Source organism: Edaphobacter dinghuensis, from assembly GCF_014640335.1.
GTDB lineage: Bacteria > Acidobacteriota > Terriglobia > Terriglobales > Acidobacteriaceae > Edaphobacter > Edaphobacter dinghuensis.
Genome location: NZ_BMGT01000002.1, coordinates 40,929 through 57,274, shown reverse-complemented (window position 1 = coordinate 57,274; position 16,346 = coordinate 40,929). Strand labels below are relative to the sequence as shown.

Genomic DNA, 16,346 nt, shown 5'->3' with positions numbered 1-16,346 from the left:
AGGGTAGGCGTGCTATCTCTTTGTTCTCAATCGAGTTTTGGCAGGTGCTTCATCAAAGAACAGAGGGCAAAATCTATCTCTCTCTGATATGTTGTAGGCAATCATCCTGCCCCTGATTGGGAGATGCCACCCCTGTGATAGCAAGAGACCTTATCGATCGGCTGGCGGAACACCGAGCCCTGGCCAGCGTACCTCGAACCGAGCTGGAGTGGCTGGTGGCGCACGGTTCGCTCCGAAGGCTGAATACGGAAGAGATCCTGAGCGCAAAGGGCCGCCAAGTGGAGTCCCTTTACATCATCCTTTCAGGGCATCTGGCTCTCTTTGTCGATCGCGGTGCCGGGCCGATCAAGATTATGGAGTGGCGCGACGGAGGCATTACCGGCATCCTGCCGTACTCGCGCCTTGCGGCTGCTCCGGGAAATGTGATTGCACTGGCGCCGGTGGAGATCTTTGCAGTTCCTCGTGAGTTTATTGGAGAGATGATTCGGGAGTGCAGCGAGATCTGTACGATTCTGGTGCATGTCATGCTGGACCGCGCCCGGCTGTTTACCTCAAGCGAGCTGCAAAACGAAAAGATGATGTCGCTCGGTAAGCTTTCGGCGGGTCTGGCGCATGAGCTGAACAATCCTGCCTCGGCGATTGAACGTTGCGCGGCGATGCTCGAGGACCGGCTTGAGGAGGTTCAGAGTGCAACGCGAGACCTGGCATCGGCAACACTGAGCGATGCCCAGATCGCTGCTGTCGATGCTGTGCGTGCGTCGTGCATGGAGAAGTCGAAGCGCGGACCACTGTCTCCGCTGGAGCGGCTGGATCGCGAAGAGGCGATTTCGGAGTGGCTTAGCAGCCATGGACTGGATACTGCCAACACCGAGAAGCTGGCCGATACCGAGGTGACCTTCGAGGCGTTGAATTGCCTTGCTGCGGCAATCGAGCGGCCGTCGTTGAATGCAGCGCTGCGATGGGCCGCCGCCGGTTGTGCGGTAAAAAGCCTCACCTCGCGGATTCAGGACTCTTCCATGTGCATCTCGAGCCTGGTGACAGCGATCAAAGGGTTTACGCACATGGATCAGGCGAATGTAGCCGAGCCGGTAGATTTAGGCACATCGCTCGATCACACAGTAACAGTGCTGAAATCGAAGGCGCGCGAGAAGTCCGTGGCGGTGACTTTGAATCTCGAGGCGGAGCTGCCGAAGGCGCGTGGCTTTGCCGGAGAGCTGAACCAGGTATGGGGAAATCTGATCGACAACGCTCTGGACGCTGTGGGGAACGACGGCCGGGTCGAGGTGAGCGCGTTTCGTGAGAGCCGGGGTGTCGTGGTGCAAATCCGCGATGACGGCCCCGGCATTGCGGAGGGTATTCGTGATCGGATCTTCGATCCGTTCTTTTCAACCAAACCGATGGGGCAAGGAAACGGCCTTGGGCTTGATATCGTGAGACGCCTGGTTCTTCATAACGACGGTGCGATCGAATTCGAATCACAGCCCGGACTGACTGATTTTCGGGTCAAGCTGCCCATTGCAAGTGAAGCTTAAATACGCCGGCGCCGATGATTTGGATTTGATCTAAGAGCAGATTGATCCGTAGAAACGGGCGCTGCGAAAACTCTGTAACTCGCCGAGCCTGTGAGCGTCTAAGGATTAGTTGTTACTCGACCCCAGGGGGATCGAAGCCACGATGAATACAGCTTTCAAATGGCGTAGACCGATGTTGCATGTGCTGGCACTTATTGCTATCGCCTGCTGGACCATGATTGCCGGTCAGACAAGAGCAGAAGCCCAGGAGCCGCCAAGCATCGTCGGAAGCTCGCCGCTCTATGGTTTGACTGGTGCGACCGCCTGGATCAACTCCAAGCCGCTGACCGCGAAGGAGCTTAAAGGAAAGGTTGTCCTCGTCGACTTCTGGACCTATTCCTGCATCAACTGCCTGCGCTCTCTGCCATACATACAGGCGTGGGCGAACAAGTACAAAGATAGCGGCCTTGTTGTGATCGGCGTGCATACGCCGGAGTTCGACTTTGAGAAACAGTTGCCGAATGTGCAGAAGGCTGTTCAGAAGCTTGGCATCACGTATCCCGTGGCGCTCGATAGCAACTACAAGATCTGGAACGCGTTCCACAACGAGTACTGGCCTGCTCACTACTTCATCGACGCTAAAGGAAAGGTACGCTTCGAGCACTTCGGCGAAGGAAACTATGATCAGTCAGAACATTGGATTCAACAGCTCTTGCAGGAGCGATCCGGAAAACCGATGGCTGGCGGAGATGTCAGCGTCCATGCGCAAGGAGTGGAAGCTGCTGCGGACATGAATGACGTGCGATCGCCGGAGACATACATCGGCTACGCTCGTGCCGACCACTTCGCGTCACCGGGCGGCATCAAGCAGGATGCCGAAAAGTCCTACACAGCGCCCGCCAACCCTGGATTGAATGAGTGGGGGCTTGCCGGTCAGTGGGTGGATCAAAAGCAGATTGCCGTGCTTAAATCGGCTGGCGGAAAGATCGTCTTTCATTTTCATGCGCGCGATCTGCATCTTGTGCTCGGCCCGACGGCCGACGGCAAGCCGGTTCGCTTCCGGGTGACCATTGACGGTCATGCGCCCGGAGAGAATCATGGTGTCGATACGGACGCACAGGGCAACGGCGTTGTCAAAGAGCATCGCTTGTATCAGCTGGTGAGGCAAAGAGGAGCCGTCGCCGATCATGTCTTCACCATTGAGTTTGAAGATCCAGGGGTGCAGGCATTTTCTTTCACCTTTGGATGATGCAGAGCGAACAGGAGGCACCCATGACAAACAAGCGAATGGATGAGCCGGGCATTTTGACGCGTCGTGCTTTTGTTCTTGCCGGTAGCGCTGCTGCCGCGGTCGCCGCATTCAGCTTTCGAGATAACACTGCAAGGGTCGAGGCCAAAAGCGCAACGCCGAAAGAGGTCAAGATTGTGCAGTTCTCCGATTCGGGGCAGCGAGAGGATGTTGTCACCGAGCCGATGGTCGTCAAGACCGATGCGGAATGGAAGCAACTGTTATCTCCTGATTCGTTTGAGGTGACACGCCGCGCCGGCACGGAGCGAGCGTTCAGCGGACAGTATTGGAACAATCACGACAAGGGACTCTACCGCTGCATCTGCTGCAACACCGCGCTCTTCAGCTCCGATACCAAGTTTGAGTCGGGGACAGGATGGCCGAGCTTCTGGCAGCCGATTGCAAAGGAAAATGTTCGCGAGAGCACGGACCTTTCGCTCGGCATGGCTCGCACGGCGGTCTCGTGCCGGTTGTGCGATTCGCATTTAGGGCATGTATTCGACGATGGCCCAAAGCCGACAGGACTTCGCTACTGCATGAACTCTTTGTCGCTTCGATTTATCAAAGCCTAAGATTTTGGGTCGGTTTTCTTTCGCATATCTACGGAATTAACGATGCATACGGCACGGTGTCGGTACGAGCCGTATATTTCTAAGATGTGTGTAACTACTTCCCTATAAGATGAATCGAAATCATCTTCTGTAATCAATTCAATATATTGGCGTAATCGATCCTGGAAAGGGATGTATGAGCTCTGAGTTTTGCCGGAACGTGATTATTGGAAGCGGTGAGGGTGGAAAGTATCTTGCGTGGCATCTGGCCCAGTCCGGCGAGCCGACGATGGTTCTCGAGCGAAGATGGATCGGCGGTTCTTGCCCCAACATCAATTGTCTTCCTGCGAAGAACGAGATATGGAGCGCCAAGGTCGCCGATCTCGCACACCATGCGCGGAATTTCGGCACGATAACCGGCCCGGTCTCGATTGATATGGAGGGCGTGCGACGGCGAAAGCGGGAGATGGTGGAGGCACTGGTTGCGATCCATGTGAACAAGTACAAGTCTACCGGCGCTGAACTGGTTATGGGTGAGGCCACCTTTGTAGAGCCGAAGACGATTGCGGTACGACTCAACGATGGAGGTCAAAGGACGATCGCTGCGGAACGCATCTTCCTTAACCTCGGCACGCACGCAGCGATTCCTCCTGTTCCGGGCCTGCAGGAGTCCTCGCCGATGACGCACATCGAGATCCTTGAACTCGATCGTCTGCCGGAACACCTTATTGTCATTGGCGGCGGCTACGTCGGTCTGGAATTTGCGCAGGCTTATCGCCGCTTCGGCAGCAAGGTCACCATCCTGCAACGCGCTGCCCAGCTCATTCCCGACCAGGACGCAGATATTGCAGAAGAGTTGCAGAGAATCCTCATCTCTGAGGGCATCGACATTCTTACATCGGTCGAGATTACTCAGGTCAAAGGACACTCGGGCAAACAGGTGAGCCTTGCAGTGAAGACGCCACAGGGTGAGAAAGAGATCAATGGAAGTCACATTCTGGCTGCCGCCGGTCGCGTTCCGAACACCTCGGGGATCGGCCTTGAACTCGCCGGAGTCAAGCTCACTCCAAAGGGTTGGATACAGGTCAACGATCGTCTTGAAACAACAGCGGCGAATGTATGGGCGATCGGTGAGTGTGCCGGTAGCCCGCAGTTCACGCACGCTTCTCTCGACGACTTTCGCATCATTCGCGACAATCTTGCCGGTGGCAATCGATCCACGCGGGACCGCCTGATGCCCTCGTGTCTGTTTACCGATCCGCAGGTCGCACGCGTTGGCCTCTCGGAGAATGAAGCAAAGAATAAGGGGATTCCCGTTGAGGTGGCGCGAGTGCCAATGGCCTCGGTCCTTCGCACCAGAACGATCGGCGAGACCAGCGGCTTTATGAAGGCCTTACTATCCCCTGCCGATGGTCGCATCCTGGGCTTCGCCATGATTGGAGCAGAAGCAGGCGAGGTGATGACCGTGGTGCAAATGGCCATTCAGGCCAATGCGAACTACACCGTTCTGCGGGATGCTGTTATCTCGCATCCCACTATGTCCGAGGGGCTGAACGTTCTCTTTTCGGCCGTCAAGAGGAGCAAGGGATGAGCTATAAGGCATGGTCAGTTGAAGAAGCCGGCGGTGAGTTTCACACCATTCAGTTAGATCACCAGCCTCTCGAGGCAACTCAGGTTCTAGTGAGAATCGCTGCCGCAGGGCTGAACCCGCTCGATACAAAGATCCGTGCAGGCAAGGCTGAACATGCTCGGCAACCGCTGCCCGCCGTGCTCGGATTGGATATGGCGGGGATAGTTGAAGACACGGGATCCGCAGTGACGACCTTTAAGCCGGGAGATGAGGTGTATGGCCTGGTCGGTGGCGTTGGAGGTCTGCAGGGCACTCTTGCTCAGAAGATTATCGTCGACGCCGATCTGCTCGCTCATAAGCCGAAGGCCCTCTCGATGCGTCAGGCAGCAGCACTTCCTTTGAGCACCATTACCGCATGGGAGGGGCTCGTAGACCATGCAAAGGTGCACGAGAATCAGACGATACTCATTCACGCCGGTGCTGGAGGCGTCGGCCATGTCGCAGTTCAGATTGCTGTGGCCTATGGAGCCAAGGTCTTTACTACGGTCTCGAACGATAAGAGAAAGATCGCGGAAGACTTCGGCGCTGTCCCCATCGACTATCGCTCTTCTTCGGTCGAAGAGTATGTTGCTACGTCAACGAAGGGAAAGGGATTCGACATCGTGTACGACACGGTTGGAGGAGCAACACTGGATGCCTCACTCGCCGCGGTCAAGCGATATACGGGACATGCACTCAGTTGCCTGGGATGGGGATCTCACTCGCTGGCGCCGCTCTCATTTCGAGGTGCGACCTACTCTGGTGTGTTCACTCTATTGCCTTTGCTTACGGGCGATTTCAGGGCACATCACGGAGAGATACTGAGCATGGCCGCCAAGCTTGCCGACGAAGGAAAGCTCAAGCCGTTGTTGAGTGAAAGAACCTTTGCGATGGAAGATCTCGATGGCGCTTTTCGTCTTATAGAGGCTGGATCTTTGGGAAAGGTCACTGTTGAGCCTCTGTAGTTGCCTCTTCCCTTTCTGGGGGCCATCTCAGCCTTTGAAGTTGCTGAGCCCTACGCCGACAAGGCGATAGAGTTGTTGCGGGGGAAGATCGATTCGCTCGCAAAGGCTAAGGGCGATGCCGGTCAAAGCCTCGCAGGTAGCGATCGGTTCGTTCGGCGTCATGCTTCGCGTCAACGAGCTGAACTCCTTCGTCTTCAGCTTGAGCACAACCGTTCGACCCTGCCGGGCATTGCTTTTTGAGGCAAGCCAGATTTTTTCCGCCAGACGGCGGATGTGTATCTCGCACTCCGTTAGCGGGATGTCGTCGGGAAAGGTATCTTCGGCTGAGATCTGCTTGCTCACGCGATTGGATACCACGGGATTATGGTCGATGCCGCGTGCCAGTTCGTAGAGCCGCTGGCCGTAGCTCCCAAAGTGATATGCCAGAGCGGCGAGCCCCATCGCATAGATATCGCCCACAAGCTTGATGCCTGTCTCTGCCATGCGAGCCTCTGTCACCTTGCCCACGCCGGGAATGCGGCCGACGGGAAGGGTTAGAAGAAACTGCTGAACTTCGTGGGGCTGAATGACAAAGAGGCCATTCGGCTTTCGCCAGTCGGAGGCAATCTTGGCTAGAAATTTATTGGGGGCCACTCCCGCTGAAGCAGTAAGGTTCAGCTCTTCATAGATCTGTTGCCGAATGGTTTTGGCAACGAGCGTTGCGGTTGGCAGACCTGTCTTATTCTCCGTGACATCGAGGTATGCCTCGTCGAGCGATAACGGCTCAATGAGATCGGTGTGCCGCTCGAAGATCGCGCGCACCGCCTGCGACACCGCCTTATAGCGCACGAAATCGGGAGGCACGAAGATCGCCTGCGGACATAGGCGTTCGGCGCTTACAGCAGGCATGGCCGAGCGCACGCCGAAGCGGCGGGCCTCATACGAGGCTGCACAAACTACCGAACGCTTCCCTTTCCAGGCGACGACTACAGGTCGGCCACGAAGAGATGGATCGTCCCGCTGTTCCACCGAGGCATAGAACGCATCCATGTCGACGTGGACGATCTTGCGCTTGCCCAATGCAGCGATATCCGGCTCATACGCAGGATCGCGATCAGGCATTGCATGACCCGCATGATCGGGAGTGTTTTAAAAATGCCTCCGCAAGCGCTTGCGGCAGAGGTATCTCTGTGGCACGAGATAATCTCTCGTCAACACCGAACCAACGCTCGAGTGCCGCTTCCCTTTCGCGTCTCCGCATTCTGCGCCTTGCCTCGCAGTCATTGTGTCATATTCGCCTTACCTTCGCCAAGGCTATTGCGCTTGACTCGATGGGCTATTCGGCAGTTGCCATCAATCCATTGCGAGGCTTGGTCACGAATAAAATGGCGCGCTAATGGTCCGTTGTATGTGCCCAACTGCGCCATGCTGCCGGTGCGGAGATGGCCGCAGCAAGACCAAGAATGATTGTGCTGAGAATCCAGGAAGCCACTCCAGACAGGCCGAGTGGGCCTCTGGAGTTGTGAAAGGCCAGGGCCGACAGATGGATTGCGCTATAGCCCCAGACAACAACGCCCATCAACATCACGAAGATTCCCGCTGCCGCCAATGGCGATAGCGCTGCGGCAAACGATAGCGGATGCAGCTTCACATCGATGCCGGGAAGTGCGAGATGCAGCTCGGGAAATTGGTCACCGCGAATGAGCTGCGAAATACTGGCTGCACTTGCGGAACAACAGAGTATCAGCAGGGCTGCGCTTATCGCCCCGGTGATCCAACGAACAGAGTATGAGGGCCAGTCTGGACGGGAGAAAGCTACAGCCCATGGCGATGCCGCCCAATGCCCATTCGTAAAGGCGAGCACTGCGGCTATCCAGGCGATGAACACCGTGATCGAGATCAGAGGAACCGCCAACTGCAGATAGATACTGCGTCGCCGTTTGCGGATTGCATTCAAGCCTATGGACCACGCGAGCGGTAAACCAGCAACCACTAGAGCGGAAACTGCGAGTACGCAGCCGGCCTGAATCATCTTCCAACTGGCTGCGAGTATCGAACTCTGGCCCATGGCAGCCAGAAGTGGAGAGTCGTCAACCATTCCGTAGAGGATGAGACCGGCGATAACCGCTATCATCCATGCAGACCAGACTGATCCAACCACATTGCCTTGATTGCGTTCTTGCGACATTGCAGCTTGCATGTGCGCCTCCCCTGCTGACCAAAGAACATTCGTAACGATCTTGAAAGAAATTGGATGCTGTTCAAGTAAAGCGGCAAACTCTTGCCCATAACGCGTTCGCCACCGCCGCGGATAGAAGCGAACCAGGCGTGCTGCAGTGCTCGAGGTCATTTGGCCTCCAGTTTGCGCAGGCCCGCGAGCGCTACCTGACGCATCGCCAACAACCTGGCGCGAAGCGCGCGCCGACCGGCTGCCGTTAACCGATAAGGCTGGCGACGCTCTTCAACGACGAGCGGCTCGATGAGCCCCTGCTGCTCCAGTCGGGTAATTGCGCCATAGAGCGTACCGGGGCCAAGGCGCGCGCCGCTCAATTGCTCGATCTCGTCGATCATGGCGTATCCATGCTTCGGCCCATCTGCCAGACTGGCGAGGACGAGCAAAGGTGGATCGGAAAAATGTTCTGTCTTCGTCATGCTTGCTACGCCTCACGTACTACGTATGACGTAATAGTGAGACAAGAACGCCATATTGTCAATAGCGTCTGTTTCGTCGAGCAGCGTCTCAATGACTAGACAATGCGGCGAATAATTGAGTTACTTTCGTAATCAATAAGAAGAGAAATTAGAAGGTTGACATGATGAACCAAGCTTGGCATGATAGGCCTCTGAATGATCTGCACTTACACGGCGATCTAACCGGGACCGCGTTTTAGGCCATGTTTAGAATGCTTTGAGCAGTTCACGTCAAAAAGCTCCAGGCTATGCCAGGGGATAGTTACTCTTGCAAGAAAAGGGGAAACTTAAGTGACTAAAGTTATCACGATTACCGAATCACTCTCTGCAAATGCCGACATGCAAGAGGGCCTTTCTATTTTGACGTCCGACGAGTGGCTTAAATTGCAGGCCTTCTGCGACATGGCCATCACCGAGAATCCCACGACCGACAAGGCCATGCGCACCAAGCTGAAGATAACTGACGACAAGGTGCCTCTTGGCGAGGACTTCAAAGCCACCGTCAAGCTCTACAGCGAATTGAAAGGATATTGCGAGACGTTTACGGGCGACATTAAACCGGGCACGCTGAAGCTCGCCGGCGACATCGTTCAATACAACCGAACCGTCGAGACTGTCTATCCGGAACTGATTGCTCTGCTCGAGTCTTATCGTAAGACCGGCACGGTGACGCCTGAGAAATTGAAGGAACTGGCCAAGGATTGGGAAGGGACAGGAAATCCGACGCCCGAAAGCAAGGAAGTCAAGGAGCAGTTCAAGGAGTACATTGCGTACCTGTATACGGACGCCGAGAAGCGCGCCAAAGAGGCCGCTAGATTGAAGACGAAACTGACAACTTTTTTAAGTAACCTGGAAACGTCGAAAGGAAACTTCAGCGAGCATGTTGAGGATTACGGCAACAAGTACGCCGACTACGAAGGCAAGCTCCAAAAGACCAAGGAAGCGGTCGAGGATTTGCAAAGGGAGTTGAATGCGCTAAGAAAAACACAGAAGGATAAAGAAATCGTGCTCGAGACCTCGCCCTTATATCTTCTGATCCCGGGGTTGGGCTTCTTTGTCATGGCGGGTGTTCTGATTGGCGTCGGTGTCGACTATGGCCTTAAGAAAGAAGAACTTCAGGGCAAGATCAGCAAACTCGAAGAGACCCAGAAGAAGCTCTCTACCGAACAGAATTTTTTCAACAACTACAGCGTCGTGCTTAACTTGACGACCAAGACGCTCGAGGACGTGAAGGCAGCGATTAAATCCGTTGGCAAGCTGGAGGCAGCGTGGAACGCGCTGACCCATGACCTGGAGGAACTGGTACAAAAACTGGATGGAGCGAAGGGCCGATCGCTTGATGAAGACTGGCGTTTTGCGGCGCTTGACCTTAAAACGGCTCAGAAAACGTGGAAGGCTCTGTCTGATCAGGCGGACCAATATCGCCGCTTCGGTGATGCCAAGAAGGCTGCCACCGTCGACCAGTTGTTCAAAAATGTGAAGGTTGCCTAGCGTCTGGCGGAGAACACCATGCATTACGACGAATATGTGGCTCTTACCAATACACTCAGGCAGGATGGCCGTCTCGGCGATTTGGTCGCACCGAAATACTCAAAGTCGCTGGGGCACTTCGTAGAAATCGGGTACCAACTGGATCTGGCTGCGGCATATGCCAAAGCGCTGAAGAGCGATGCTACCTCGCTTGAAGTCTTTGCGGATACAGTCTTTATTCCAAGCGACACAGAGATCATCCTGCGCGATCGATTCCAGACTTTGCGCATCTTCGCCCGCAAGATATTAGTTGGCACTCGGGACGGCGACCGCGCCGATGTAGCCCTGGTGCACAATTCAAAGTTAGATCTGCAGCCCCTTGTTCAATTTATTGCCGACGAGATCGAAAACGAACTATGGGTAACAGTGACGGGCACAAAAGGCACGAAGGACACCGAAGCCACCACAAGGAGACTCGAAGCCTCATTACCTGGACAACCACTTCGCTTCCAGGCCCTCAGCTGTGACAATACCGGTCTAGTCGCGGAAGTCGGAAAGCTTCCCCTGAAGCTGCTGGATCTCTCGACACCTCTTTATCAAATCCTCTCCGGCCAGTTCGACTTGGCGGCAGGGGCATTTGCGCCTAGCTTCACCTCACCGGAACACTGTACCCTTGCACGGTCGCTGCTCACATGGCTGGTCCGCTGGTCAGCATATCCGACGCCTTATCTCACGCGGCTCTTCGAAGAAGCGGAAGCGCTCCAACGGCTGCTGCCTCTATGGGACGATGCCGGACAGGCGGTGTATCCCATACCGGCGCGCACTCCGGAGGTCTATTTAGCTCTGGCCAAATCGCACCAGGAGTTGGCCGATAAGTATGAGTTGGACCAGAACTTCGAAAAGACGAGGGACAAGTTCACGGAGATTGCCGGGAAGGTGGTCAGCGCCTGGATGGCTCGTGACCGCGAAGATTTAAGGGTGACGGAGTCGGAGGTGAAGACAGCACAGGACCTCGTCCGCGGCTCCAGAAATGCGACGGAAGCGGCTAGGAAGCGCGTCGAAGATCAGCATTTCGAGGCGAAGATCGAAAGTATCAACTTTGAAACAGAGTTGAAAAAAGATCGGATTCGGACCATCGTCAAGGCAACGTTTGAGATGGTAGTCGCCGTATTTCAAATCGGTGCAGGGATCGCGACGATGAAGCCCGCCTTTGGTTCAGTCGGCGGTGCGCTCAGCAGCGTGAAGGGCGGAATCAAGGGAGCCGCGACCACGAAGCGGACAATTATGCTCCTCTATCTTTTGCCAATCAATATCATCAAGGAAGTAGTCAGTATTGACGGCAAAGACAAGAAGGCTCTGGGCAAGGGCTTGTCGTCGGCGGGACCTGGCATAGCCAAGCTTTTTAAAATCTCATCTGATCTGATTAAAAATATTGATAAGCATTACCCAACGGCCGCGGCTCTTGGCGACATGGTGAGCGAAACCACCGGCGTGCCCGACCCGGTAGAATCCAAGGCCATCTGGGATAGCTTTGAGGTCGAAGCTGTCAATCAGCTTGACTCCATCCTGTTAGATCAAGACGCCAGCGACAAAATTAAATCTGCGGCGCGCACCTACAAAACCAACCTTCAAAAGTTCGCGATTCTCAACCGGGCATTTTCTGAGCAACAATCGCTTCTTGCGCAACGTACGCGTGAGCTGGGAACGCTGGTGCTACAAAAATTTGCAGTCGAGGCGAAGCTTGCCACGTTGCAGCAACTTTCCGGCAATCTTAGTAATCAAGACGAAGTCCTGGTGACGTTAAGTCTTCAGCGCTCGGCGCGCTTGCGGGAACTGCGGCAAGCGTTCTTCAGCGCGTACTGTAAGTATCGTGCCGCCTACTTTTATCGACACCTGGCGTGGCCGGCAAAGATGCCTTCGGCGGTTGTGCCCAGTGACGCGACCGAGATGAAGGAGATGCTTCTCGATGTCGATCGCGCCCTCACCTCATTCAAGCCTCTCAGCGGCAACTATCGAGCAGAAGAGTTGCTCTTTAAACGAAGCGCCGACACGCAGTTGTTCGCGAACCTTGATGCCGATGGCGAAGTCCATTTTGATATCAAGGCAGCGGACTCGTTTTCTGAAGACGGCCTGGTTCGCGTTCGTCAAATGCGCGCGTGGTTAGTCGGACCCGGCAACACCATCAGCATCGTGACGGAACTTCTGAGCGGCGCTGTTCTGCGGGACCGCCTTCCGAACGGCGGCGCGGTGCACTTCACGGGTGATCCATTTTTCTTCTCCTTCGAATATAAGGGCGAGGTTATCAAGTACGATCCGGCGATCGAAGGTGTTCTTCCGCCGCCGTTCAGTGGATGGACGCTGAAGGTAAAGTCCCCCGGCCTGGATCTCAAGACTGTGGATTCTATCAAGGTCGAGATGATTGGAACCTCGGTGAGAAAACCGCGGTAAGGTCAAAGCCTTGAAAACGTCGCACGCACAATGGAGAGTTGGAATGGTTCTGCATCGCCGCAGCCGGTACCGGCTCATGTATTTGGCCGTCGTCCTGTCGTTCTGCCTGGTTCAGATGAAGGCTCAACAACGTTCGCTGGACCTCAGCGCGACCAAGGCGGAGGCGACCTTCAATGTTCCGAAAAAAGTCTGGACCGACATCAATAGCTTTGTGTTCCTTGTAGCATTCGACTCCTATACCCCCGGAGCCACGAACACCGCGTATCCTAGCCGGTTCGGAAAACTTGCCAGTTACCCTCGTCTCCGCGCTGCCGCTCGTACATGGAGGACAAGCACCTTTCCGCGCATAAACGACATTGCCGGCCAACTGGCAACGAACGATATCAGGACGCTTTTGATGGCGCTCGATAGCAGCATGAAGAAGAGAAACTCCGACCCTGTGGCGGCGCAGGCAGAGTTCGATTCGACTTACAAAATCTTGCGGCAGCGCTTCACGAGGTTGCAGGATTTGACCGCCACGACAACCGCAGAGGAGGCGGAGTTTAACAATGCCGGCAGGGCGGCGATTGCAGAATACGAGCGGCAACACTTCCCTGACAATCAGTGGGTCAAGATCGGACCGCAACTAAACGATGTGCAGACCGCTCTAGCGTTGATGAATGGTCAATGGGGAGCGCTGATATCCGACCTCGATGATCTCCGGCAAAGAATGACGAAAGATAATCTGGTTGGTCTCGATATCAGGATTAGCCTTCGCACATGGGAGGACATCCAGAAATCGGCGAACGGTTTCATCACAGACATGCCGACACAGCAGAAATATCTCACGGGCAATAACTACTACGACAACTGCCCGATTGACGAAAATGCTTATTACGAGATGACCGACCTTTTTGTTGCGAATCGAGGCCTGGTGTTGGCTTCCGATAACACTGCGGATCTGAAGATACTGCCTCGACCTTCCGGAGGCAGAGACGCAAGAGAGGAATGGCGGTTCCGCAAGATAGGTTCCGGCTGGTTCAGAATCGAGAACAAAGCCAAGGGAGCTCTATTCGCGCTGGATACAGGTAAGATGGCTGCAACCGGCAACTACACGGGCCAGTATTGGCGTTGCATGCCGATACAAAACGCAAGTTGGATCCGGTTAATCAATTCGTTCCAGGGAGAGTTCCGCTCGCTGGACTCGTCTCAGCAGCAGGCGTTTATGTCGCCGACTGCGAATGTGAGCGGCCAGTATTGGCGGTTTACTAAGGTAGGTCCCTGAGAGATCAGGCGAGCACAAAAGACCGCTTCACTGTGTGAATCTTCGCGATGGAGACCTGTTCCCTCTTCTCTGTTGAAGCGGTTTATACTGAGGGGCATCCGCCGCCTCTTGGGCGAGTGATCTTCACCAACACAATTCTGGACGTCACCGTCAACAAAGAGAGCAATTGATGACTGACAATTTTATTTTTGGCAGAAGGCCTGTCTGCGATCACTGCCAGCCTCCCTTCGTCGACCGCCGCGGCGTCCTGATCCGATACGCCTCAGGCCTCGTCACACTTGCGTGTATCACTCTCGTCACGATGGGACAATTTGCCTGGGCGCAAAAGGCCTCCGCAAAAACAGTTCGGGATTACACCAGCAATGTCGATCCATTCATCGGGGTCGACTGGGGCGGCAATACGTTTGTTGGCGCGGCAATCCCCTATGGTCTGGTCAAAGTGGGGCCGGATATGGAGTCCTTTGACGGTCGCCGCTCCGGCTTTGGATATTCAAGCAGCGGCGTGATTCTTGGCTTTTCGCAACTTCATCTCAGCGGCGCGCAGGGCAAGTACGGCAACATCCTTGTCGCTCCCGCTACCGGACCGCTCAACCTCGACGACATCAAGACTCCGCGTATTAACGAGGTCAATCAGGTCGGCTACTATGCTGCGGACCTCACTCGCTACCACGTTAAAGTTGAACTAACCAGCAGTCGCCGGGTTGGCTTCCATCGCTATACGTTTCCTGCATCGCAGCAATCGCATCTTACGATCAATGTCGCTCATGCACTTGGATTAGGCACAACCTGGCAGGCGCAAAAATTCCTCGGCGCCGAGGTTCACGTTATCTCGGACCACGAAATTCAAGGTGTAGCCCGTTTCTCCGGAGGCTGGAATCGGGGCGGCGAGTACAGGGTGTATTACTACGTCGTGCTCGACACGCCTGCGAGAGCAGTGCGGACGTGGACGGGAACGATTTTGAGCGATGCCGGAGACGCGGTCGTGGGTGACAAGACTCCAGCAGACACGCCAATCACTACGCCGATAGGCGCGACCTTCAACTTCAGCACGAAAGCGAACCAAGTCATCCAGGCAAAGGTCGGCATCTCCTTTATCAGTGCCGAACAGGCCAAGCAGAATGTGGAGCATGAGATTCCCGCGTGGAATTTCGCGGCAGTTCATGCTGCATCCAAAGCTCTTTGGAATACCGAACTGGCGAAGTTGAATCTTTCGGGAGAGACCGATTCACAGCGAAGACAGCTTTACACGGCGATGTATCACATCATGCTGATGCCTACCGATCGCACCGGGGAGAATCCTGATTGGAAGTCCTCAGAGCCTTACTATGATGACTATTACTGCATCTGGGATACGTTTCGCACCTCCAGCCCACTGCTGACTTTAATCTCCCCAGATCGGCAACGCGATATCATTCGCTCCCTCATCGATATCTATCGTCATACCGGCTACATGCCCGATGCCCGCAGCGGCAACGACAATGGCCGCACTCAGGGCGGATCGAACGCCAACGTTGTGATCGCCGACGCGTACGTTAAAGGGCTCAAAGGCATCGACTATCCGACCGCCTTCGATGCCATGATTCACGACGCCGAGGTGCCCCCAGCCAATCCACAAAAGGAGGGCCGCGGAGGTCTACGGGACTACAACGAGAAGGGCTACATTACGCTTGCCGACGAGCGCTCCGGTTCGCGCACTGCCGAATATAGCTACGACGACTTCGCCATCTCCGAGGTGGCCTGCGGTCTAGGTAAACCGAAGGAGGCCGCTCTCTATGCAAGCCGCGCGCATAACTTCGAGCATCTCTGGGACAAGAACATGACGGTCGAGGGATTCAACGGCTTTATGCGGCCTCGCAACCCGGATGGTAGCTGGGCTGCGCCTTACCTTGTCGTACGGGGTACATGGCCCGACTTCTTTTACGAGGGCGATATCTGGACGTACTCCATCTATGCACCGCAGGACATGCGCCGTCTGATTGCGATGACCGGCGGCAATGAGGCATTTGTACGCCGCCTCGACTGGACCTTCCTTCATGACCATTTCGACGTCACCAATGAGCCGGGTTTTCTGCTTCCCGTGCTCTACAACTACGCGGGACGGCCGGACAGAACCGCCGACATTGTTCATATGATTCTCGAAAAAGACTTCACCGATAGCCGCGGCGGCATCCCAGGTAACGACGACTCCGGCGCCATGTCGAGTTGGTTGATCTTTTCCACGCTGGGCATCTCCCCCGTAGCCGGGCAGGATGTCTACCTCATCAGCACACCGAGCATCCCCGAGGCTTCCCTCTCTTTAGGAAACGGCAAGAAGCTTCGGATCGTTGCAAAGAACCTCGACCCGAACGGCCTTAATCGTTACGTGCAGTCCGCGACGATAAACGGAGTGGATCTGCCGTACGCCTGGTTCCGACACTCCCAGATCAAAGACGGAGCCACGCTGGTGTTGACGATGGGACCGGCTCCATCAAACTGGGGCAAAGCTACCCCGCCGCCATCCATGAGCGATGCAGGCTTCTCTACCTGCGCAGACTTACAGCCACACAACGACGCCACGAAGTAATTTGTCT

At 55.3% G+C, this 16,346-nt stretch carries 12 protein-coding genes; 9 read left to right on the top strand and 3 right to left on the bottom strand.

The features are described 5' to 3' along the window. Positions 1-134: 134 nt before the first annotated feature. The 5 genes from IEW09_RS05920 to IEW09_RS05900 all read left to right on the top strand — a co-directional run bounded on the left by IEW09_RS05920 (position 135) and on the right by IEW09_RS05900 (position 5,924). Positions 135-1,532 (top strand): sensor histidine kinase, encoded by a 1,398-nt coding sequence (locus IEW09_RS05920; RefSeq protein ID WP_188553289.1) that lies wholly within the window; start codon positions 135-137, stop codon positions 1,530-1,532. 142 nt (positions 1,533-1,674) lie between these two features. After that, complete coding sequence (locus IEW09_RS05915; RefSeq protein WP_188553288.1) at positions 1,675-2,760, top strand: thioredoxin family protein; 1,086 nt, start codon at positions 1,675-1,677, stop codon at positions 2,758-2,760. 23 nt (positions 2,761-2,783) lie between these two features. Continuing rightward, entirely contained in the window at positions 2,784-3,371 is a 588-nt protein-coding gene (gene msrB / locus IEW09_RS05910; protein WP_188553287.1) for a peptide-methionine (R)-S-oxide reductase MsrB, read from the top strand. Between the two features lie 175 nt (positions 3,372-3,546). Next, a complete protein-coding gene (locus IEW09_RS05905; RefSeq protein WP_188553286.1) occupies positions 3,547-4,941 on the top strand; it encodes an FAD-dependent oxidoreductase in 1,395 nt (464 codons plus the stop codon). After that, positions 4,938-5,924, top strand: a complete 987-nt coding sequence (locus tag IEW09_RS05900; RefSeq protein WP_188553285.1) for a zinc-dependent alcohol dehydrogenase family protein — start codon at positions 4,938-4,940, stop codon at positions 5,922-5,924. Before IEW09_RS05905 ends, IEW09_RS05900 begins: the two co-directional genes overlap by 4 nt. 27 nt (positions 5,925-5,951) lie before the next feature. Here the strand turns inward: IEW09_RS05900 and dinB are convergent, their stop codons facing one another. The 3 genes from dinB to IEW09_RS05885 all read right to left on the bottom strand — a co-directional run bounded on the left by dinB (position 5,952) and on the right by IEW09_RS05885 (position 8,555). Continuing rightward, the gene (gene dinB, locus IEW09_RS05895; RefSeq protein WP_188553284.1) at positions 5,952-7,025 is read right to left on the bottom strand and encodes a DNA polymerase IV; all 1,074 of its coding nucleotides are present in this window, start codon (positions 7,023-7,025) and stop codon (positions 5,952-5,954) included. A gap of 271 nt (positions 7,026-7,296) precedes the next feature. Next, entirely contained in the window at positions 7,297-8,253 is a 957-nt protein-coding gene (locus tag IEW09_RS05890; RefSeq protein ID WP_188553283.1) for a hypothetical protein, read from the bottom strand. Continuing rightward, on the bottom strand, positions 8,250-8,555 hold the full coding sequence (locus IEW09_RS05885; RefSeq protein WP_188553282.1) for a PadR family transcriptional regulator: 306 nt from the start codon (positions 8,553-8,555) through the stop codon (positions 8,250-8,252). The genes IEW09_RS05890 and IEW09_RS05885 overlap by 4 nt, the downstream gene beginning before the upstream one ends. A 330-nt stretch (positions 8,556-8,885) precedes the next feature. Here IEW09_RS05885 and IEW09_RS05880 point away from each other — a divergent pair, with 330 nt between their 5' ends. From IEW09_RS05880 to IEW09_RS05865, 4 genes are all read left to right on the top strand, one after another. Then, the gene (locus tag IEW09_RS05880; protein WP_188553281.1) at positions 8,886-10,085 is read left to right on the top strand and encodes an alpha-xenorhabdolysin family binary toxin subunit A; all 1,200 of its coding nucleotides are present in this window, start codon (positions 8,886-8,888) and stop codon (positions 10,083-10,085) included. A gap of 18 nt (positions 10,086-10,103) precedes the next feature. Next, positions 10,104-12,512 (top strand): hypothetical protein, encoded by a 2,409-nt coding sequence (locus IEW09_RS05875; protein WP_188553280.1) that lies wholly within the window; start codon positions 10,104-10,106, stop codon positions 12,510-12,512. Between the two features lie 43 nt (positions 12,513-12,555). Then, positions 12,556-13,776, top strand: a complete 1,221-nt coding sequence (locus tag IEW09_RS05870; protein WP_188553279.1) for a hypothetical protein — start codon at positions 12,556-12,558, stop codon at positions 13,774-13,776. A 169-nt stretch (positions 13,777-13,945) separates the two neighbouring features. Next, complete coding sequence (locus tag IEW09_RS05865; protein ID WP_188553278.1) at positions 13,946-16,339, top strand: GH92 family glycosyl hydrolase; 2,394 nt, start codon at positions 13,946-13,948, stop codon at positions 16,337-16,339. Positions 16,340-16,346: the final 7 nt, after the last annotated feature.